Raw genomic sequence first — 21012 nt, forward strand, 5'->3', positions numbered from 1 at the left:
CGTCCATGCGGGACGACCCGCCGAATCCGCGGGGGGACGGGGCAAGTATCGTGCCGCCATGCAGCCACCACTGAGCCGCGAGGCCCTCGCCGAGCACATCGGCGCGGCGCGACACGCCACCAACCTCTCGATCCGCCGAGCGGCGTCGCTGGCGAAGGTGCCGCCGTCGACTGCCCAGGGCTGGTTCGAGGGAAGGCTGCCAACACCGGCGCTCACCTCCAACTTCCTCGACCTGCTCGAGGCACTGGGGCTGGTGACCTCGCCGGAGGAGCGCGAGGCCTGGCAGCGGGCGGTGGCATCCGCCAGGTCCGCCCCCGTCGTCGAGGCGTCCCCCTTCGTGGGCCTGCGCAGCTACACGGCGCAGGAGAGCGCCGTCTATGTGGGCAGGGAGCGCGCCTACCAGGCTCTGGTCGAGGCCTGCCTGCGTGACGACGCGCCCCGCCCCGTCGTCGTGCTGGGAGACTCCGGCGCCGGAAAATCATCGCTGCTCGCCGCGGGCCTCATCGGCACCGCCTGCGCCCCGGATGGGCCGCTGGCTGCGTTCACGCCCGTTGCCGTGCGGGTGGCCGACCTTCACACGCTGACGCTCCCGCCGGGCCGGGTGCTGCTCGTGGTGGATCAGGTGGAGGAGGCCGCTGCACTCCCCGCCGCCGAGCGCGCCGCGTTCTTCGACGCCCTGACCGGGCTGCCGCCTCGCGTGACGTCGGTGGTGGCGATCACCGCCGACGCGTTCGGGTTCGCCATGCGCGACGAGCGGCTCGCGGCCTCGCTCGCGGCGCCGATCCTCGTCGGGCCGCTCAGCACGGCCGAGTACACCCGCATCATCGAGGAGCCCGCCCGCCGGCACGGCCGGACCGTCGCGCCTGACCTGGTCCGGCTCATCCTGCGTGACCTGCGGCTCTACGGGGAACCCGCACCCGGCACCGCGCTGCCGCTCCTGTCCAGCGCAATGCGGCGCTGCTGGGCCGCGGCGCACGGCGCCACCCTCACCCCCACGCACTACCTCGCCATGGGCGGGCTGTGGTCGGCGCTCGATGAGGAGGCCGAGGCGGTCCACGCCGGCCTCACCGAGCAGCAGAAGCCGCTGGCCCGGAGGCTCCTGCTCGCCCTGATCCAGCTCGACGGTGACCGTGTGCTCCGCGGCAGGCTGCCGTTGGAGGACCTCTCGGAGGAGATGTCGCCGATCGTCGACGCCTTCCTCGGGTCGCGCCTGTTCACCCTGTACGGCGGCAGTGTCGCGGTGTCCCACGATGCCCTGCTGAACAGATGGCAGCGCCTCCGCGGCTGGATCGACGAGGAGCGGACGTCCCTGCTCATCGCGCGCCGCATCCAGATGGCGGCCCAGGTGTGGGAGGAGGGCGGCAGGCAGGACGACGCTCTGATGCCGGTGGAGGCCGAGCTGTGGAGCACGTGGGCCAGGCAGGCGGGCGCCCCGCTTCTGTCTGCCCGGGAGAACAGCTTCATCACCGCCAGCCTCGATCTGGCAGACGCCCAGCAGCGCGCGCAGGCGGACACGATCCGCACGCTGCGCCGACGGCAGCAACTCGCCGTCGCCGCCGCCGCGATCGCCCTCGCGATGCTCGTCGTGGCGGTGGGGGCCGGCCTGCAGTCTTCCAGCCTGCGCCAGGCCGCACAGGCCTCGGAACGATCGGCGCAGGCGCGGCAGCTGGCGCTCATCGCGGACGAGATCCGGCCGTCCGCCCCCAACCGCGCGGCGCAGTTGAGCGTGGCCTCCCTGGCGCTCGACGAGAGCGTGGAAAGTCGCTCGGCGGTGCTCAAGTCAGCCGGCACCCCACTGTCGACGCGGTCCGTCGGGCCGAGTGGGACCACCATGGTGTCCCACGTCGACGGGGCGGATGTGACGCTACGCGCTGACAGCTCCGGGAGCGTGACGCTGTGGCGCGGCGGCTCGATCACGGGCGAGGCCGAGACGTTCGACAGCGGCGGCGGCCAGCTGTTCGTCCTCGAGGGCGCGACCGTGGCGGGGCGCGCCCTGGTCCTGGTCGGGGGCCAGCAGACCGCTGCAGTGTGGGACGTCACCGGTGAACCCACCAGGCTCCTGGAGTTGGGAGACGACACCGTCGCGTACAGCGCTGCGTGGTCCGGTCCAACGGTCGCCGTCGGCACCCTCGAGGGTGACGTGCGCCGTGTGGACCTCGCCGACCCGGATGCCCCGGTGCCGTTGCCCGATCTCAGCCTCGACGAGCCGATGGCGGTGACGGGGTTGGCGATGACGCCCGAGACCGTCTTCGTCGGTGGCGTGAGCGACACCGTGACGGTGTTCGGCGTCGACGGCACGCGGCAGGCCGATCTGGCCGTCGCCGGCACCGTGATCTCCATGAACACCTCTCCGGACGGCAGCGAGGTGCTTGCTGGGACCACGCAGGGGTTCGGCTACCGCTTCGCCACGCCGCCCGCCGGCCCCTCCCTGATCGACTCGGTCGAGTTCGAGGCCTCAGCCAACGCAGTCCGGCACCTCGGGGACCGGCTCCTGGTCGGAGGGGCCTTCGGGGAGCTGCGTGAGTACCTCCCCGGGTGGGAGTTGGTGCGCAGTTTCCCCGAGCCGACGGTCGTGACCAGCCTGGGTGCGCGCGGCGATGTCCTGCTCGCGGGCGCGACGGGCGGCGCGGTGACCGCCTGGCCCACGGCTGAGGACCCGAGGGTCCTGCAGCTGGCGGAGGGCCGCTTCTTCGGTGTGTATGGCGGCGCCGACGCCGTGATGCTGGGCTCCTCCTCCGGCGGGCTGGTGCTGGGACGCGACGACGACGCCTGGGTGGAGCTCCCCGTCGAGGCTCCGGCCGACGGCGACACCTACAACGGCTTCGCCATCCTGAGCGAGGATGCCTCCGTGCTGGTCAATCTCACCGAGGGCGGCACGCTGGTCACCCTCGAACGGACCGAGGACGGGTTCGAGGCGGTGGACCGTATGCCCGGTCAGGGCGGTCTGGCGGATGTCGAGGTGTCCGCGTCGGGGCGTTATCTGTCGCTCGGCTACCGCGGCGAGCCCGGCTACCGCCTCTTCGAACGCGACGGGGACGGCTGGGCGCTCGTCAGCGTCCTGGAAGACACCTGGCCCGGCGGGTCGGGGTTCACACCCGACGAGAGCACGTTCGTGGCCATGCACGTCGACGGCAAGTCGGCCGTCCTGTGGCGGCTCACCGACAACGGCCCGGAGGAGGCCGCCACCCTGACGTTGGCGGACGACGCCATTCCCATCGACTACGCATTCTCGGCTCGAGGCACCCTCGCCGTCGGCGACACCGCGGGGCGGATCACCGTCTTCGATGTCTCCACGCCTGAGGCTCCGCAGGTCCTGCACGAGCTGAACCAGGCGCAGTCCGAGTTGACGCAGGTGGGCTTCGGACGCGGCGGCGACCTGCTGTACGCCGCCACCCGGGCGGGGCGGCTCTGGGTGTGGCGCATCGATGACGGCTCGGCGCGCCTCGAGCTGTCGCTGAGGCCGGAGGCCACCAACCTCACCGGGGCGGCGTGGGTCGACGGCCACTTCGTGATGGCGCTCAACGGGGGCCGCGCCGTCGCCTGGCCCGACGACCCGAAGGCCGCCGTCGAGGACCTGTGCGGCCGGTTCGGGTCCCGCGTGTCACAGGAGGAGTGGGATGCGCTGGTGCCCGGGGTCGAGCTGACCGACGGCTGCTGAGGGGGCGTTAGACTCGCTGCCATGCTCACCGTGCTGTCGCCGGCCAAGTCGCTGGACTTCGAGTCTCCGCTGCCCACGAGGAAGCGGTCCGAGCCCAGGCTGCTCGGCGAAGCCAGCGAGCTCATCGAGATCATGCGCGAGAAGTCCCCGTCGGACATTGCGGCGCTCATGCACATCTCCGACGACCTGGCCCACCTCAACGCCACCCGATACGCGGAGTTCACAGCCGACCACACACCCCGTAGCGCCCGGCCGGCGGTGCTGGCCTTCAACGGTGACGTGTACCAGGGCCTGGCTGCGCGGACCCTGGACGAGCGGGACTTCACCGAGGCCCAGAAGACGCTGCGCGTCCTGTCCGGCCTATACGGTCTCCTGCGCCCGCTGGACCTGATCCAGCCGCACCGGCTCGAGATGGGGACCCGCCTGGAAACGGGGCGGGGCCTTTCTCTGTATGACTGGTGGGGCGATCAGGTCACCGACCTGCTGCGTCGCGACCTCGACGAGTCGCCCGGCGCCGACGTCCTGATCAACCTGGCCTCGCAGGAGTACTTCGCATCGGTGCGGCCCGAGCGCCTCGGTGCCCGCATCATCAGCCCGCGCTTCGAGGACCGGGACCCACACGGGAAGCCTCGGGTGGTCAGCTTCCACGCCAAGCGGGCCCGCGGCACCATGGCCGGCTGGATGATCCGTGGCCGGGTGCGCACGCCCGGGAAGCTCGCGGACTTCGACGGCGACGGCTACGCCTACGATGAGGCCCGCTCCACGAAGGACCAGCCGGTCTTCGTCCGATGAGCCCCTCCGAGTGGGGTGGAGCCGGCCCCGATGGGTGCGGTGCAGCCGGGCCCCGACGACTGAGAGGCGGATCTGGTGGCGTAGTCGACACCAGATCCGCCGCCTGAGACTCCTGCTCCAGCAGACCGGGGGCTCGCGCGACACGACGGACCAAATCCCCACCCGCCCGCATGCGGCGGGTTGCGTGGAATACGCTACGCGGGTCAGCACACCCCCACTCCCTGAAGGGAGGGCACATGTCCGAACCCAAGACCGCGAACCGTGAGGTCTTCCACTCACGAAACGTGTTCATCCTCGCCGCCATCGGCTCCGCCGTCGGCCTGGGCAACATCTGGCGTTTCCCGTATGTCGCCTACACCAACGGCGGCGGCGCGTTCGTCATCCCCTACCTGGTCGCTCTGTTGACCGCAGGCATTCCGCTGCTCTTCTTCGACTACGCGCTGGGGCATCGCTACCGCTCCGCTCCCCCGCTTGCTCTCCGTCGCGCCGGGAAGAAGTGGACCGAAGTGTTCGGCTGGTGGCAGGTGCTGGTGTGCTTCGTCATCGCCGTCTACTACGCCGCCATCCTGGCCTGGGCCGCGATGTACTTCTTCTTCAGCTTCACCGAGGCCTGGGGCGACGATCCGGGCGGCTTCCTGATGGGCGAGTTCCTGCAGGTGGCGGAGACGCCGAGCGTCGGCTTCGACTTCGTGCCTCAGGTCGCTATCCCGATGGCTGCGGTGTGGATCCTGGTCATCGCGGTCATCGCGCTCGGGGTCAAGCGGGGCATCGCCCGCGCCAACGTGATCATGATTCCGCTGCTTGTGGTCATGTTCCTCGTCCTGGTCATCCAGGCTGTCACCCTGCCGGGCGCGATGGATGGCCTCAACGCCTTCTTCACCCCGAACTGGGCCGCCTTGGGAGACCCAGGGGTGTGGGCCGCCGCCTACGGCCAGATCTTCTTCTCGCTGTCTGTCGGCTTCGGCATCATGATCACCTACTCGTCCTACCTGAGGCGCCGCACCAACCTCAGCGGGTCCGGGCTCGTGGTGGCGTTCGCCAACTCGGGCTTCGAGCTGCTCGCCGGCATCGGCGTGTTCGCGGCGCTCGGCTTCCTCATGCAGGCCACGGGCCAGCCGATGGAAGAGGTCGCGGCCGGCGGCATCGGGCTCGCGTTCATCGCCTTCCCCAGCATCGTGTCTTCGACGTCCTTCGGACCTCTACTCGGCGTACTGTTCTTCGCCTCGCTGGTGTTCGCCGGGTTCACCTCGATGATCTCCATCGTGGAGGTCGTGGTCGCGGCTATCCAGGACAAGCTCGGCCTGGGCCGACTCAAGGCCACGCTGGCCGTCAGCGTGCCGATGGCACTGGTCTCGATGCTGCTCCTCCCCACGACGACGGGGCTCTACTTCCTGGACATCACGGACGAGTTCATCAACAAGTTCGGCATCCTCGCCGGAGCCTTCTCGATGGTGGTCGTGGTGGCCTGGGTGCTACGCAAGCTGCCGCTGCTGCAGCGCCACGTGGACCGCGTCTCGAGCATCCGCTTCGGCCGGCTCTGGCTGGTCCTGGTGGGCGTTGTGGTGCCCATTGTCCTGGGATACATCCTGGTCAATGAGGTAATCACCAAGGTCACCGCGCCCTACGGTGACTACCCGCTGGGCATGCTGGGCTTCTTCGGCTGGGGCATGTCTGCGTTGCTGATCGTCGTGGCCGCGGCGCTGGCGTTCACGCCGTGGAAGCGTTCCACCATCACTCACGTCGACGAGGATGCTCTCGACGCCAGGTACGAGGAGATCATGGCGAAATGACCACCACCGCACTGATCATGATGATCATCGCAATGCTCACCCTGTGGGGCGGGCTCGCCGCCTCGATCGTGCACCTCGTGCGCACGCCGGAGGTCGTCGTCGACGAGGGCGACGACTGACCCTCAGAAACCGACGAAGGGGGCGGGTCGACCATCAGGTCGGCCCGCCCCCTTCGTCTCCCGACCCCGTGGGGGTCTCAGGCGTGTAGGGGCGCCTGGGCGATGCTAGAAGCCGGTGGTGGCGAAGAGCCCGAACATGAAGACCAACCAGACGATGGTGAGGACCACCGAGGCGATCTGGATGATGCCCAGGATCTTGCCGATCAGATAGCCGATCTTCAGGGTTCCGTCCCACTGATACGGCGCGCCGGACTCGATCTGTCTCTTGATCTGGCCGCCCATGTACCAGGCGACGAACGGCACGATGGGCACGAAGAAGCCCAGAATGCCGAGCACCAGGATGGTGGTGGCCTGAGGGTGTTCCGGGTAGCCGTAGCCGTAGCCGGGCTGCTGGCCGTAGGCCTGCTGGCCGTAGGGCGCCACGCCGTAAGACGGCGGGATTCCCTGGCCGTACGGCGCCTGGCCGTAGGGGGTCTGGCCGTAGTCGGCGCCGTAGGAGGGCTGGGCCGGATCGCCGTAGGCCGGCTGCGCGTAGCCCGTCGCGGACCCGCCGTCGCGCGGCAGCTCGCCATAGGTGGGCTGCGCGTAGGGATCCGGGGAGCTCGGCGGGTAGATGGGCATCCGCTCGGTCTGGCCGCTCTGCTCCAGGGGCTGCGCGTACGGGTCTGCCGACCCGGGGTAGGTGGGCGACTCCTGCGGATCGGGCTGGCGGAATCCGGGCTGGTCGGACATGGCGCTCCTTCAAAGGCGTTGCTACCTCATGATTGTCCTGGATCGGAGGTCCACACGCCACCCGGTGACACCCCTGGCCTCGCCCTGGTTCAGCGTGAGCGTGGATCAGGGCAGGGCCCACTCCGCTGGCTGACTTGAAGGCAAGTCCGGTTGGGCGTGTCATGGACCGCAGGGCGTTACTGGCCCAGACCGCGGCGCTGCGGCGGATGAGGTCGTCGTTGTCAGGCGGGTCGGGGTCGATCACCTCGACCAGGATCCCAAGTCCGCGGAGGCGGGGCGCCAGTGCGGGGCTCCACGCTCGGGGGGCCCACCAGAGGGTGCCATTACGGGCACGATTCCGCGCCCCACTCTCCTGAGGTCCGAGGCAGCCGCGAGTTCGCCGAGGCGAGCTGTAGGCCATGGCTCCCTGATCCGCTGATGGTGGGGTTCTCCTCTGCGCGGAAACGTGCCCGTAGTGCCGGTCACCCTGCCCTCGGTTGAGCGTGAAGGGCGGCACTGGCGTCCCGCCTCCGCGGCGGAACGTCGGTCGAGACACCGGACCAGGTGCCAGAGGCTTCGACGCGGCTGCGCCGCTGCGCGGCTCGGCCCGGCTCACCCAGCTGTCGGCGGGCAGCCACGTTCGATCACAGAGGGTCCCGCACCTGAGAGCAAGGGTGGGGGACGGCAGGGCGGCACTGCGCAGCGGTGCCCAACCCGACGATCACCCAGCTGGCATCCCGCTCAAGCAGACCCGACCCCAACGCCGCCCTGCCGGCCCACACCCGGAACAAGGCAACGCCACAGGCATGACCAGTGCGGGGAGACGCGAGACGATGCCCGGGCGGCCACAACAACCCAGCCACGGACCCGGCCGCGACAACCTCAAGAACATGGACAACGGCCGCCCGGGCATCGACTCACGCCTCACCGCACCCGACCACAAGAACTGCGTGAAGGTGGTAGTCACGACCCTTCGAGACGGCACCCGCGCCTTCGGCGGCGCGCCTCCTCAGGGAGCGATGGGGACGGGCCCCGCCGCTCCGCGGGCGACCCTCCTCATGGAGCGCTGGGGAGGCGCCACGCCGCCGTCAGGAGTTGTCGCCCCAGTAGTCGATGCGATCGACCGCGACCTTGCCCTCCGTCGCGTAGACGCCGAACACGCGGCCCGTGAAGGAGGCGGCGACCTCATTGGACAGGTAGCGGGCGTCGACCTCCTCGAGCACGCGGACGCTGCCGGACCCGTCGACGACACCCAGGGAGACGATGTCGGAGGACGGGTGCCCGAGCCCCTTCGCGGCGGGAACCGCGGAGGTCACGACGAGCGTCACGGGGCCGTCGCCCACCTCCAAGGAGGACTCGCGGACGAAGCCGGGGATGACGGCGCGAGCCGTGACCCTGCCGCCGGCCGCCTCGACCTCGTAGTGGAACTCCTCGTCGTAGCGGACCGCGAGTCCGCCGATGCCCTGGGAGGCATCCACGACGGCGCGGATCTCACACGTCTGGTGCTCCTGGCGGTGGCCGACGAACACGGGCCGGAAGGCGCCCATGCCCTCGCCCTCACCGGTGAGCGTCAGCCAACCGGGGCGGATCTGGAGGTCGGCGACCCGTGCCGGCAGACGACGCACACCCATCCACTCCGGCCCGAGCGGGCCGTCGAAGTCCTCGGACCAGCCGAAACCGTCGCGCGGGTTGAGCTCGACAGGGTCGATCTCCAGCCACTCGTCGCGCGTCCAGCGCGCCGGCGAGATGAAGGTCTCGCGACCCAACGCGGAGAATGAGCGCACCATGCCGCGGGGACGGGTGCCGAGCATCACGACGTACCACTGGCCGTCGGGGCCCTCGACGAGGTCGCCGTGGCCCGTGCACTGGACGGGCCGCGCGGTGCCGCGTGCGGTGACCAGCGGGTTGTCGGGGCACGAGACGAACGGGCCTCGCGGCGAGTGCGAGCGTGCGATCGAGATGGAGTGGCCGCGCTCGGTGCCGCCCTCCGCGACCATCAGGTACCAGTGGTCGCCGATCGCGTAGAGGTGCGGCGCCTCCGGGAACATGCCGCCGTCGCCGGACCACAGCGACCGCTTCGGCTCCAGCACCTCCCCGGTGGCAACGTCGACGACGATCTGCTCGATGCCGCGATGCGCGCCGATGTCGGGGCCCGAGAGCACCAGGCCGGAGTACGTGATGTAGGCGGTGCCGTCCTCGTCCCAGGCCAGATCGGGGTCGATGCCCTCAAGGTCCACCACCACGCCGTCGCTCCACTCTCCGGCCGGGTCGGTGGCGGTGAAGATGCACGTGCCGCGGCCGGCGGTGTCGGTGACGATGAGGTAGAAGAGCCCGTCGTGGAACCGGATGGTCGGTGCCCAGACGCCCAGGTTGGTGGGCGCGTTGACCACGCCCAACTGCTCGTCACGCACCGCCACGTTGGAGACGTGGGTCCACGTGACCAGGTCCGTGGAGTGGTAGATCGGCAGGCCAGGGAGGTACTCGAAGGTGGAGGTGGCGAGGTAGTAGTCCTTCCCCACCCGCACGATGCTCGGGTCGGGGTTGAAGCCGGGGATGAGGGGGTTGGGGAGGTTCACGACAGCTCAACATCCAGGGTCAGGGGGGTGTCGGTCACGCTGGAGCCGACGTGGAGCGAGAACGTGCCGGGCTCCAGTTGCCACCCGCCGTCGAAGTGCTGGAATCGACGACGTGCGATGGTGATCTCGACGGTGGACGTCTGGCCGGCCTCGAGCCGGACGGGGGCGAACCCGGCGAGCCACCTCACCGGGCGGTCCACAGCGCTGGGCTCGCGAGAGGCGTACACCTGCACCACGTGCTTGCCCGCGCGGTTTCCAGTGTTGGTCACGCGGACCCGGACGGCCACGCCGTCGGCACCCGTCTCGACGGTGGCGTCGGCGAGCTCCCACGACGTGTACCCGAGGCCGTGTCCGAACTCGAAGGCCGGGCTGACGCCCGCCTTCAGCCAGGCGCGGTGGCCGATGTGGATGCCCTCGTCGTAGCGCACGGTGCCGTCCTCGGGGGTGCAGTTGAGGACGGGCACGTCCTCGAGGGCCGCGGGCCATGTGGTGGGCAGGCGGCCACCCGGCTCCGCCTCCCCCATCAGCACGTCGGCGATGGCGTTGCCGAACTCCTGGCCTCCGAAGTAGCCCACCAGGACGGCGGCCACGTCGCCCCGCCACGGCATGAGGACCGGGGACCCGGAGTTGACGATGACGATGGTCTTCGGGTTGGCCGCGGCGACGGCGCGGACGAGGTCGTCCTGGCGGCCGGGGAGGTCCAGGTTCTCGCGGTCGTAGCCCTCGGACTCGACCTTGGAGTTGGTGCCCACCACGACGACGGCCACGTCCGCGGCGGCGGCGGCGTTCGCCGCGGCGCTAATCAGGTCGTCGGGGTCGTGGTTGGCAGGCGCGGTGCCGAAGGTGACCCCGATGGCGCCGATGAGGGCGAACTGCGTGGACGCCAGGTCGAACTCGACGCGCAGGTCCACGGGCTTCCCTGCGGTCAACCGCACCGGGCGCGTCTCCGACGGCGGCGCGAGGAGGGCGGCCCCGAGATCGGTCCCCGTGACGATGGGCTGGTCCTCGAAGAGGAGTTCGCCGTCGATGAACACCCGCCCGCGCATCGAGGTGGCGAAGCCGAGCTCGCGCTCCTCCGTGACCGCAGGCGTGAAGCGGGTGTCCAGCGCGAGCACGGCGGCCTTCAGGATGACGTCCTCTCCACCCCCGAACCAGGTCAGGGAGGTGGCGAAGCGGTCCTCGGTCATCACCTCGTTGCCGGCGGCGTCGAGAAAGGTGGCCACCAGTCCGCGACCGCCGGTGCGGGGGTTGGTCAGCTGCTCCGGGTTGATGGCCGCGACACCCTCCTGCACCACCGCCCCGAGGCTGTAGGTCACGTCGACGCCGGGCAGCGCGGCCCGGAGCCCGTCGAGGGGGTTCACCACGCTCTCCGGCACGACGGTGGCGCTGCCCCCGCCCTGGGTGCGGGCCTCGTCGGCGTTGTGGCCGATCAGTGCCACGCTCGTCAGCCCCGACGCGTCGAGCGGAAGGATGCCGTCGTTGGAGAGCAACACCATGCCTTCGGCCGCGGCTCGGCGCACGAATCCGATGCCGTCCACCTCGGCCGGGATCTTCGGTTGCGCGTCGCCGAGCGCGCCGACGCGCTCCGCGAGGAGCAGGAGCCGAGCGACGTGCCGGTCGATGGCCTCCTCAGGCACCTCGCCGGACTCGACCGCCTTGAGCAGCGCATCGCCCCACACTCCGGGGGCGGGCATCTCGAGATCCTGCTCGGCATTGGCGGCGGCGGTGCTGCGGACCGCGGTCCAGTCGCTGACCACGACTCCATCCCAGCCCCACTCGCCGCGGAGGGGGTCGCGTAGGAGATCGTTCTCGGTCATGGTGGCGCCGTTGACTGAGTTGTAGGCGCTCATGATGGACCAGGTGCCCGCCTCGACGGCCCGCTCGAACGGCGCGAGGTAGAGCTCGCGCAGCGTGCGCTCGCCGGCGACGACGTCGACGGTGAAGCGGTCGGTCTCGAAGTCGTTGGCCACGTAGTGCTTGGGTGTCGCGGCCACGCCGTTGTCCTGCAGCCCCGCGACGTAGGAGGCGGCCAGCTCGCCGGTGAGCACCGGGTCCTCGCTGAAGCACTCGAAGTGGCGGCCGCCGAGCGGCGAGCGGTGGAGGTTGATGGTGGGGCCGAGCACCCAGTCCACACCCTTGCGGCGGGCCTCGGACGCCGCTGCGGCACCGTACTCGCCGGCCAGCTCGACGTCCCAGGACGAGGCCAGGGCGGTGGCCGACGGCATGTTCAGCGACGGAGACCGCTCGTCCCAGACCGGGCCGCGCACCCCGGAAGGGCCGTCGGAGAGGGTCATCTTGCGCAGCCCGATCTCGGGGATCTCGATGGTGGTCCAGAAGTCCTCGCCGGTGAGGAGTCGGACCTTGGTGGGTAGGTCGAGCTGCGCCACGAGGGCGTCGATGTGGGTCATTGTTGGTCTCTCCCGTGCTTCAGTCAGGGGTGGTGTGGGTCGGGGAGGCGGGTCGGCCGCCTCCCCGAGGGGGTGCTCAGAGAGCGTCGAGCTCAAGGCCCGCGCCGGCCTGTTCCTTCATCTCCGCCTGCTGTGCGAGCATCCGCAGCCGCTGCGCGCGGCGCGCCTCCTGGCGGTCCGGGTCAGGAACCGGGGCCGCCATGAACAGACGTTGGGTGTAGGGGTGTTCGGGGTGCTTGGTGACCGCGTCGACCAGCCCGGACTCCACGATCTCGCCGCGGTACAGCACAGCCACCCGGTGGCTGACGTGCCGCACGACGGCGAGGTCGTGGGTGACGAAGAGCAGGGCCACGCCGGTGGCCTCCTGGATTTCGACGAACAGGTCCAGCACGCGGGCCTGCGTCGACAGGTCCAGCGCCGAGACCGCCTCGTCGGCGACAATCAGCTTCGGGTCGAGGGCCAGCGCCCTGGCGATGGCGATCCGCTGACGCTGGCCGCCGGAGAACTCCTTGGGGAGCCGGCTGCCTGAGTCGGTGGGCATGTGGACCTTGTCCAGCAGGTCCTTCACCCGCGCCCGCGCCGCCTTACCCTCGACGCCGTTGGCGGTGAGCGGCTCGGCGAGGATCTGCTCGATCGTCATCGACGGGTTCAGCGAGGAATACGGGTCCTGGAACACCACCTGGATGTCCTTGGCCAGCTTTCGGCGCTCCCTGCGGTGCAGCTGCGAGATGTCCTGACCGTTGAACGTGATGGACCCGCCGCTGACCGGGGCCAGCCCGAGGACCGCGCGGCCCAGGGTGGTCTTGCCGGAGCCCGATTCCCCCACCAGGCCCACCGTCTCGCCCGGAAGGATGTCGAGGGAGACGGACTTCAGGGCATGGAAGGGCTTGCGGCCACCGCCACCCGGGTAGATGACGTCGAGGTCCTTGACCTCAAGGAGCGTGGTGGTCATGCGACGCCTCCAACGGTGAGCGGCGGGCGGACGGGACCGTCCTCGTCGAGCATGGCGTCGAGGAGCGAGCGGGTGTAGTCGTGCTGGGGAGCTTTGAAGATGGACCTGACAGGCCCAGTTTCGACGATGAGGCCCTCCTTCATCACCGAGACGCGGTCGCAGAGGTCCGCGACAACGCCGAAGTTGTGCGTGACCAGCAGCACAGCCATGTGGAACTCGCTCTGCAGGTCCCGGATCAGGTCCAGAACCTCAGCCTGGATGGTGACATCCAGCGCCGTGGTGGGCTCGTCGGCGATGAGCAGGTCCGGGTCCGAGGACACCGCACCGGCGATCAGCACGCGTTGGGCCATGCCGCCGGAGACCTGATGGGGATAGGAGTTGAAGGTGCGCTCCGGCTCGGGAATGCCGACCCGCGCCAACAGCGCGAGCGCCCGCTCCTTGGCAGCCACCTTGTCCAGCCCCATGGTTGCTCGGAGTGGCTCGACGAGCTGGCTGCCGATGGTGAACATTGGATCCAGATTGCTCATCGGCTCCTGCGGGATGTAGGCGATCTTCTTGCCCCGCACCGCGGCATGCCCGCGGGCGCTCCCGGAGACCAGATCGGTTCCCTCGAACACGATCGAGCCGCCGAGCACCCGCCCACCAGTCGGGAGGAGGCCCAGGACCGCGAAGGAGGTCTGGGTCTTGCCCGAGCCGGACTCGCCGATCAGCCCGTGCACCTCGCCGCGCCTGATCGTCAGGTCCACGCCGTGGACCACCTCGATCACGGCACCGTCGGGCTGGTCGTAGCCGACCCGCAGGTCTGTGACCTCGAGCAGCACCTCGCCGGTGCGCTCCGCGATGCGGGCGTCGTCCTCGTGCTTGAGGGACGCGGGGGCCGCCTTCTTCTCGGGATCGGACCGCTTCTTCTTCCGGCCCGCGGTCGCGGTCCGTTCGAGGGCGTCGCGCATGGCGTTGGCCAGGAGAGTGAGCGAGATGGTGGTCAGGCCGATGGCCAGTGACGGCCACAGCATGTTGATCGGCATGCGGTACATGACGTCGAACCCATCCGCGAGCATCGAGCCCCAGGTGGGGGTCTGCGGGTCGCCGATGCCCAGGAATTCGAGGCCGGACTGGATCGCGATCGCGATCGCCATGATCATCGAGGCCTGAATGATGATCGGCGCCCGGACGACGCCGAGGATGTGCCGGCTCATGATGCGTGCGTCGGACAGGCCGGCCACGCGCGCCGCATCGACGTAGAGCTCCTCACGCACCGCACTGACCGAGGCGTAGACGAGCCGGTAGAACGACGGGCTCATCAGGAAACCGAAGATCACCATCGACCAGTACACCGACGGCCCGACGACAGCGCGGGCGGCCAGCAGGACGATGATGCCCGGCAGGGCCATGGTCAGCGACGTGACCCACGTGAACGTGGTGTCGAGCCACCCCTTGTAGTACCCGGCGAGGAGGCCGGCCGTGACGCCGATGAGGAGAGCCACCACGAGGGCGACGAGCGCTGCCGAGATGGAGATCTGGGTGGCGGACAGGAGACGGGAGAAGATGTCGCGGCCAGCGCCGTCGTACCCGAGGAGGGACCCGTCGCCGGCGGGGGCGAGGATCTTGTAGGCGTCGGCCTTGTTGCCGTCGAGCGGCGCCAACATGGGACCGAAGAGCGCGGCGAGGCCGACCAACCCAAGGAATGTCATGGCGAAGACGGCCACCGGGTTGCGGAACACGCGGCGCAGCACCCCGGACCGCTTGGCCGCCTGGGGGGCCACCGGAATCTGGAGAGTGACTTGTTGGCTCATCCGAGTCTCACCTTCGGGTTCAGCAGACCTTGCGCGATGTCGATCAGGAGGTTGACGATGATGACGATGACCGCTGTGGCCACCACCAGACCCATCACCATTGGAATGTCACCCTGTGTGGTGGCACCCACGGAGAGCTGGCCGAGGCCGGGCATCTGGAAGACCTGTTCCACGATGACGGCGCCGCCCAGCATGCCGATGAACTGGACGTTCAGCACCGCCAGGGCTGGGCTCAGGGAGTTTCGGAGGACGTGCTTGAAGACGACGCTCCGGGTGCCCAGGCCGCGGGAGCGCAGCGTACGGACGTAGTCCTTCTGAAGCGCGTCGACGACGGATCCTCGGATCTGCTGGGCCACCGCGGACGATCCGCCGATGGCCAGCGCCGTGATGGGGAGGGCCACAGACCGCGCCCACCCGCCGAAGCCGTCTCTCAGCGGGGTGAACCCGGTGGCGTTGAACCACCCGAGCTCGATGGCGAAGACGAAGACCAGGCCCACGGCGATGAGGAAGCCGGGGATGGCCATGCCGAGCACGGTCAGGAACTGGATGCCGCGATCAACCCAGCCTCCGGAGAGAGCCGCCAGGACCCCGAGAATCACGGCAAACACTGCGGTGATCAGAGTGGCGCCGATGACCAGCGAGAGTGTGACCATCAGCCGGCTGGTGACGCCGTCGATGACGAGCTGCCCGGAGAACCAGGACCGGCCGAAATCACCGGTGAGCGCGTTGCCCAGCCAGCTCATGTACTGCTCCCAGAGGGGGCGGTCCAGGCCCAGCTCGGCCGCCTTGGCCGCCACCTGTTCCTGCGTGGCGGTCTGTCCGACAAGTCGACGGGCGATGTCGCCGCCGCCGAGATACAGCAGGACGAAGGCCAGGGTGGTGATGGCGAAGACCAGCACCACCCCGGCGATCAGCCTGCGTCCGATGAAACGCAGCATCTACTCAGTTCCGATCAGGCGGGCTTGGTGTCGTAGAGGTTAGGGATGGTGTTGGTCGGAAGCATCGTCACCGTGGTCTGAGCATCGGTGGCGATCACGCCGTTGACGCGGTAGAACGGCGCGAACCACGCCTCTTCGACGATGTGGGCGTTGAGCTCCTTGATCAGTTCGTCGCGGCGGGCGTCGTCGGCCGTGCGGTACTCGTCCAGGATCTCCGCGACCTTGGGGTCGGCGTACTTGAACGGGTTGAACACGGCGCTCTCGGCGATCATGAACTGCGTGAGCTGCCAGTCCGGGTTCTGCTCGAGCGCCATGAAGGCGGCGGAGAACTTCGGCGCCAGGAGGTCGGCGATGAAGTTCTGGCCGGGCTGGACGTCGTTGACGGTGATGTTGATCTCGGACAGGGCCTGCGCGACGAGGGCGTAGACGGTGCTGCCGAGGACGGGCGAGCTGGGCATGTCCATCGAGAACCCGGCCTCGTAGCCGGCCTCCGCCATCAGAGACTTGGCCTTCTCGATGTCGTAGGGGTAGCGCTCATCGAGTGCCTCGTCGTAGGCGGCCGACGTGGGTGGGAACACCTGGCCGGTGACGGTGCCGTAGCCCAGTGCGACTGCCTGCAGCATGGCTGGGCGGTCGAAGACGTGGTTGATGGCCTGGCGAACGCGGACGTCGCCCAGCTCAGGGGTCTGCACACCCGCGCGGTCCAGCAGCAGCAGGCCCTGGAAGTCCAATTCGTTCTTGTTGAGCGTCCAACCTGCGCCCTCGGCTTCCGCGAAGGTCTCGGCCGAGGAGAGCTTGGCGTAGTTGATCTCGCCGGCGCGCAGCGCGTTGAGCATGGCGGTGGTGTCCTCGAAGACGCGCATGACGATGGCGTCGTAGTGCTGCACGTCGGGGTTCCAGTAGCCCTCGCGCTTGAGGAAGGTGTAGCTGGTGTTGGTGACAGTGTTGGCCACATCGAGCGTGTAGGGGCCGGAGCCGACGGGCTCGGTGGCCAGGTTGGGGTCCTCGACCGCAGCCGGGCTGGCGACGAGGCCGGCAGTGCGGGTCAGGTAGTTGAGGAACGCCGGATCCGGTGCGGTGAACGTCACGATGACCGTGCTCTCACCCTGGGCGGTGATGGCGTCGACGTTGGCCATGTAGCCGGCGTCAGGGCCGGTGCCGGACTTGAAGCGGTTCATGCTGAGAGCGGCGGCCTCGGCGGTGAGCTTCTCGCCGTCGGAGAAGGTGACGTCGTCGCGCAGGGTCAGGGTGAGGGTCGTCTGCGCCTCGTCGTACTCGAAGGCGGTGGCGAGCCAGGGCTCGATGGTGGCGTCCGGTGTGGCTACCAACATAGTGTCGTAGGCAGCCTGGTAATACGGGAGGCGGTTGCCCCACTCGGCTACGGACGGGTCGAACGACATGGGTGCCGAGATCAGGCCCATCACGAGCTCGCCGCCGCTTGCGCCGCCGCTCGGCGAGGCGCCACCGGTCTCGGTACCGGTCCCGCCGTCATCGGAACAGGCGGTTGAGAGTCCCAATGCGGCCACTGCGACAGATGCGGCGCCGATCTTGAGGAAGTCCCTACGGATCATCTTTGGTCCCTTCACACTGTGGCCGCGCATCCTTGCTTCGGCCTTCTGACGGAAACCATAGCAACAAAACCGAGCAAGCGGTAGGTTTTGAGACACACTCGTGATGCCCGATACTTGACAGCAACCAAAGGAGGTTGTCGTGACGATTTCGCCCATCGTTCCCGATGAGACGACGGCGGGCCCGCGGGGCACCTACCGCAAGACCGCAGGCACCCGGGCGAGGATCCTCGACGCAGCGCTCCAGGTCTTCGGCGTGCAGGGCTACGAGGCAGGGTCCTTACGGGAGGTGGCTGCTCTGGCGGGCATCAGCCAGGCGGGCTTGCTGCACCACTTCCCCAACAAGGTGGCCCTCCTGTCAGCTGTCCTGGAGCGGCGCGACGAGGGCGCCAGCGCGCTGACCATGGGGAAGCCGCCAGGCATCGAGGTGCTGGGCTGGCTCGTCGAGTATGCCCGGGAGAGCGCCTTCAAGCCCGGCGAGATCGAGCTCTTCGCGGTCCTGTCGGCCGAGGCGACCCGACCCGAACACCCGGCCAACGCCTACATGAGGCGCAGATACGAGTGGGTGACTGACATCGCGGGGGAATCGCTGGCCGCCGCACGCGACCAGGGCCACCTGAAGCCCGGCCTGGACCCGCTGAGAGTGGCGTCGCAGATGTTCGCCCTCTGGGATGGGCTCCAGATCCAGTGGCTGCTGAAGGTCAACGACGTCAACGTCGCGGAGGGCATCGAGCACTTCCTCGACCTGCACCTCGTCAGGCCCCTCCGCGAACTGCTGCGCGAGGTCCAAGCCCAACGCTGATGTTGGGCAGGCCGCTGGTCGCCGCTGACCCAACCGCTGACTGAAACGGAGGCTGACAAGGTCACGTTCTTCAGGCTTCGAGGCCGCTCCGCGGCACCTCAGCCAGCGGAATGGGACGAGACGCGAGGAGGGGCGGTCGGCAGCACACTGCTGCCGACCGCCCCATCATCCAGTTGCGCTCAGCGCTGCTTCAGCACCGCCTTCGCCGCCGCGAACCGCGCGATCGGCACCCGGAACGGCGAGCAGCTCACGTAGTCCAGGCCGACGGAGTTGAAGAACTCGATCGAGTCCGGATCCCCCCCGTGCTCACCGCAGACGCCGGTCTTCAGCTTCGGCTTCACCGAGCGGCCCTTCTCCACGCCCATCTGCACCAGCTGTCCGACGCCCTCGACGTCGATCGTCTCGAACGGGTTGCGCTCCAGCACGCGCTCCATCACGTAGGTGGTGAGGAACCCGTTCTCGGCGTCGTCGCGGGAGATGCCGATGGCGGTCTGGGTGAGGTCGTTGGTGCCGAAGGAGAAGAAGTCCGCGAACTCGGCGATCTTGTCCGCCACCAGCGCGGCGCGCGGAAGCTCGATCATGGTGCCCACCGTGTAGTCGAGCTCACGACCTGCCTTGGCCAGCTCGTCCTCCACAGCCGCGACGACGATGGCCCGCTGGGTCTCCAGCTCCTGGGTCAACGCCACGAGCGGGATCATGATCTCCACGCCCACCGTCTCCCCCTCACGGTCCAGCACCGCGAGCGCGGCGCGGACGATGGCGCGGGCCTGCATGTCCGGAATCTCCGGGTACAGCATGGCGAGGCGGCAGCCGCGGGTGCCGAGCATCGGGTTGATCTCGTGCAGCCTCTTGACCTGGGCGAGCGTCGCCTTGGCGTCTGCCAACTCCTGCGCGTCCCCACCCTGCAGCTCCAGCCGCTGCACCAGCAGCGACTGCTCGACGAGGTTGGGCAGGAACTCGTGCAGCGGCGGGTCCAGCAGGCGAACCGTGACCGGCAGCCCCTTCATGGCGGTGAAGATGCCCTCGAAGTCCACCTGCTGCATGGGCAGGATCTCGGCGAGCGCGGCGGAGCGCTGCTCCGGGCTCTCCGCGAGGATCATCTTGCGCACCGCGGGAAGGCGGTCCTGCGCCATGAACATGTGCTCGGTGCGGCAGAGCCCAATCCCCTCGGCCCCCAGCTCGCGGGCCTTCGTCGCGTCCTCGAAGTTGTCCGCGTTGGCGCGCACACCGAGGCGGCGCACCTCGTCGGCCCACTCGACCACACGGGAGAAGTCCTCATTGATCTGCGGAGGAATGAGCTCGAGCTCCTCGCCGTAGACGAGGCCCTCGGTGCCGTCGAGGGTGATGATCTCGCCCTCGGCGATGACCCGATCACCGATGGTGAGGGTCTTGCCCACAGTGTCGATCCGGATGCCCTGAGCGCCGGCCACGCACGGCTTGCCCATGCCGCGTGCCACGACGGCCGCGTGCGAGGTCATGCCACCGTGGGCTGTGAGGATGCCCTGGCAGACGATGACGCCGTGAATGTCGTCAGGGGTGGTCTCGAAGCGGACGAGGACCACGGGCTCGCCGCGACCCCCGCGCTCCGCGGCGGTGTCCGCGTCGAAGACCACCTCGCCGACGGCGGCGCCGGGTGAGGCCGGCAGGCCCTGGGCGATGGGCGTCTTGCCGTGATGCGGGTCGATGGCCGGGTGCAGCAGCTGATCCAGCTGTCCGGGCTCGATGCGCATCAGGGCCTCCTCCTGCGTGAGCAGGCCCTCGTCGACGAGGTCCGAGGCCACCTTGAGGGCGGCTGCGGCGGTGCGCTTGCCGTTGCGGGTCTGCAGCAGGTAGAGCTTGCCGTTCTCGACGGTGAACTCCATGTCCTGCATGTCGCGGTAGTGCTGCTCCATCTTGTGCATGGTGGCGATCAGCTCGTCGTAGGCCTCGGGCAGCACCTCCCTCATCTCACCGAGCGGGCGGGGGGTGCGGATGCCGGCGACGACGTCCTCGCCCTGGGCGTTGACCAGGAACTCGCCGTAGAGGGCCTTCTCGCCGGTGGAGGGGTCGCGGGTGAAGCAGACGCCGGTGGCCGAGGTGTCGCCGCGGTTGCCGAAGACCATCTGCATGATGTTGACCGCGGTGCCCAGGTCCGCCGGGATGTTGTGGGCGCGGCGGTAGACGTCTGCGCGGGGGTTGAGCCAGGACTTGAACACGGCGTCGATGGCCCGGTTGAGCTGCTCGACGGGGTCCGAGGTCCACTCGCCGCCCAGGTGGTCGTTGGAGATGTCCTTGAAGGACTGGACGAGGCCCTTGAGGTCCTCGGCGGACAGGTCAGTGTCCAGCTCGACGCCGCGCTGGTGCTTGAGTGCGGTCAGGGCATCCTCGTAGGCATGCCCGGGCACGCCCTCCACCACTTCGCCGTACATCTGGATGAAGCGGCGGTAGCAGTCCCACGCGAAGCGCTCATTGCCGGACTCCGCGGCCACCGCGGCCACCGACTCGTCGGAGATGCCCAGGTTTAGGATGGTGTCCATCATTCCTGGCATCGAGTGGACGGCGCCGGAGCGGACGGAGACGAGCAGCGGCTTCTCGCTGCCGCCGAGCGTGCGCCCGGTGCGCTCCTCCAGGCGGGCCAGACCGGCCGCGATCTGATCCGAGAGGCCCTCCGGCCATTCGCCCTTGCGCTTCATGGTCTGGACGCAGGCCGTGGTGGTGACGGTGAACGCGTCGGGCACGGGAACGCCCACGCGCTTCATCTCCGCGACGCCGGCGCCCTTACCTCCGAGGAGGTTACGCATCGTGGCGTCACCCTCGGACAGGTCATAGATGTAACGATCCTCGCTCATGCTGGGGAAATCTCCTTTGACAACCCTGGGGACCTCGATGTCCCCATCCGTCGCCCAGCCTAGACCCGACGCCTCGG

13 protein-coding genes are annotated in these 21012 nt (G+C 69.1%); 5 read left to right on the forward strand and 8 right to left on the reverse strand.

All coding sequences use genetic code 11. The features are described 5' to 3' along the window. Nucleotides 1-58 precede the first annotated feature (58 nt). From ACX1D1_RS00365 to ACX1D1_RS00380, 4 genes are all read left to right on the forward strand, one after another. Nucleotides 59-3658 carry an nSTAND1 domain-containing NTPase gene (locus ACX1D1_RS00365; protein ID WP_459055443.1) on the forward strand — a complete coding sequence of 1200 codons (3600 nt, stop codon included), beginning with the start codon at nt 59-61 and terminating at the stop codon, nt 3656-3658. A 21-nt stretch (nt 3659-3679) separates the two neighbouring features. Next, the gene (yaaA, locus tag ACX1D1_RS00370; RefSeq protein WP_182781342.1) at nt 3680-4450 is read left to right on the forward strand and encodes a peroxide stress protein YaaA; all 771 of its coding nucleotides are present in this window, start codon (nt 3680-3682) and stop codon (nt 4448-4450) included. A 170-nt stretch (nt 4451-4620) separates the two neighbouring features. After that, nucleotides 4621-6240 carry a sodium-dependent transporter gene (locus ACX1D1_RS00375; RefSeq protein WP_459055444.1) on the forward strand — a complete coding sequence of 540 codons (1620 nt, stop codon included), beginning with the start codon at nt 4621-4623 and terminating at the stop codon, nt 6238-6240. Then, nucleotides 6237-6359: a methionine/alanine import family NSS transporter small subunit gene (locus tag ACX1D1_RS00380; protein WP_182781340.1), complete on the forward strand. Its 123-nt coding sequence runs from the start codon at nt 6237-6239 to the stop codon at nt 6357-6359. Before ACX1D1_RS00375 ends, ACX1D1_RS00380 begins: the two co-directional genes overlap by 4 nt. Before the next feature lie 105 nt (nt 6360-6464). Here ACX1D1_RS00380 and ACX1D1_RS00385 read toward each other — a convergent pair whose 3' ends face one another. From ACX1D1_RS00385 to ACX1D1_RS00415, 7 genes are all read right to left on the reverse strand, one after another. After that, nucleotides 6465-7091 carry a chromosomal replication initiator protein DnaA gene (locus ACX1D1_RS00385; RefSeq protein ID WP_182798933.1) on the reverse strand — a complete coding sequence of 209 codons (627 nt, stop codon included), beginning with the start codon at nt 7089-7091 and terminating at the stop codon, nt 6465-6467. 1067 nt (nt 7092-8158) lie between these two features. Beyond that, the gene (locus ACX1D1_RS00390; protein WP_459055446.1) at nt 8159-9646 is read right to left on the reverse strand and encodes a glycoside hydrolase family 43 protein; all 1488 of its coding nucleotides are present in this window, start codon (nt 9644-9646) and stop codon (nt 8159-8161) included. After that, the gene (locus ACX1D1_RS00395) at nt 9643-12054 is read right to left on the reverse strand and encodes a glycoside hydrolase family 3 protein (RefSeq protein ID WP_459055448.1); all 2412 of its coding nucleotides are present in this window, start codon (nt 12052-12054) and stop codon (nt 9643-9645) included. The genes ACX1D1_RS00390 and ACX1D1_RS00395 overlap by 4 nt, the downstream gene beginning before the upstream one ends. A gap of 76 nt (nt 12055-12130) precedes the next feature. After that, the gene (locus ACX1D1_RS00400; protein ID WP_459055449.1) at nt 12131-13006 is read right to left on the reverse strand and encodes an ATP-binding cassette domain-containing protein; all 876 of its coding nucleotides are present in this window, start codon (nt 13004-13006) and stop codon (nt 12131-12133) included. Next, nucleotides 13003-14799: a dipeptide/oligopeptide/nickel ABC transporter permease/ATP-binding protein gene (locus tag ACX1D1_RS00405; RefSeq protein ID WP_459055450.1), complete on the reverse strand. Its 1797-nt coding sequence runs from the start codon at nt 14797-14799 to the stop codon at nt 13003-13005. Before ACX1D1_RS00405 ends, ACX1D1_RS00400 begins: the two co-directional genes overlap by 4 nt. Beyond that, on the reverse strand, nt 14796-15737 hold the full coding sequence (locus ACX1D1_RS00410) for an ABC transporter permease (protein WP_459055452.1): 942 nt from the start codon (nt 15735-15737) through the stop codon (nt 14796-14798). Before ACX1D1_RS00410 ends, ACX1D1_RS00405 begins: the two co-directional genes overlap by 4 nt. 14 nt (nt 15738-15751) lie before the next feature. Further along, nucleotides 15752-17308, reverse strand: coding sequence for an ABC transporter substrate-binding protein (locus ACX1D1_RS00415; RefSeq protein ID WP_459055454.1), 1557 nt, complete (start codon nt 17306-17308; stop codon nt 15752-15754). 139 nt (nt 17309-17447) lie between these two features. Between ACX1D1_RS00415 and ACX1D1_RS00420 the strand changes: the two genes are divergently transcribed. Then, entirely contained in the window at nt 17448-18107 is a 660-nt protein-coding gene (locus ACX1D1_RS00420; protein WP_459055456.1) for a TetR/AcrR family transcriptional regulator, read from the forward strand. A 179-nt stretch (nt 18108-18286) separates the two neighbouring features. Here the strand turns inward: ACX1D1_RS00420 and ppdK are convergent, their stop codons facing one another. Then, the gene (gene ppdK, locus ACX1D1_RS00425; protein ID WP_182781338.1) at nt 18287-20935 is read right to left on the reverse strand and encodes a pyruvate, phosphate dikinase; all 2649 of its coding nucleotides are present in this window, start codon (nt 20933-20935) and stop codon (nt 18287-18289) included. Nucleotides 20936-21012 lie beyond the last annotated feature (77 nt).

The organism is Tessaracoccus luoxuelianae (assembly GCF_054483915.1).

Excerpts from the sequence above, each read along its gene's own strand:
- ACX1D1_RS00365 (WP_459055443.1), top strand. The coding sequence starts at position 59 with ATGCAGCCACCACTGAGCCGCGAGGCCCTCGCCGAGCACATCGGCGCG.
- yaaA (WP_182781342.1), top strand. The coding sequence starts at position 3,680 with ATGCTCACCGTGCTGTCGCCGGCCAAGTCGCTGGACTTCGAGTCTCCG.
- ACX1D1_RS00375 (WP_459055444.1), top strand. The coding sequence starts at position 4,621 with ATGCGGCGGGTTGCGTGGAATACGCTACGCGGGTCAGCACACCCCCAC.
- ACX1D1_RS00380 (WP_182781340.1), top strand. The coding sequence starts at position 6,237 with ATGACCACCACCGCACTGATCATGATGATCATCGCAATGCTCACCCTG.
- ACX1D1_RS00385 (WP_182798933.1), bottom strand. The coding sequence starts at position 7,091 with ATGTCCGACCAGCCCGGATTCCGCCAGCCCGATCCGCAGGAGTCGCCC.
- ACX1D1_RS00395 (WP_459055448.1), bottom strand. The coding sequence starts at position 12,054 with ATGACCCACATCGACGCCCTCGTGGCGCAGCTCGACCTACCCACCAAG.
- ACX1D1_RS00400 (WP_459055449.1), bottom strand. The coding sequence starts at position 13,006 with ATGACCACCACGCTCCTTGAGGTCAAGGACCTCGACGTCATCTACCCG.
- ACX1D1_RS00405 (WP_459055450.1), bottom strand. The coding sequence starts at position 14,799 with ATGAGCCAACAAGTCACTCTCCAGATTCCGGTGGCCCCCCAGGCGGCC.
- ACX1D1_RS00410 (WP_459055452.1), bottom strand. The coding sequence starts at position 15,737 with ATGCTGCGTTTCATCGGACGCAGGCTGATCGCCGGGGTGGTGCTGGTC.
- ACX1D1_RS00415 (WP_459055454.1), bottom strand. The coding sequence starts at position 17,308 with ATGATCCGTAGGGACTTCCTCAAGATCGGCGCCGCATCTGTCGCAGTG.
- ppdK (WP_182781338.1), bottom strand. The coding sequence starts at position 20,935 with ATGAGCGAGGATCGTTACATCTATGACCTGTCCGAGGGTGACGCCACG.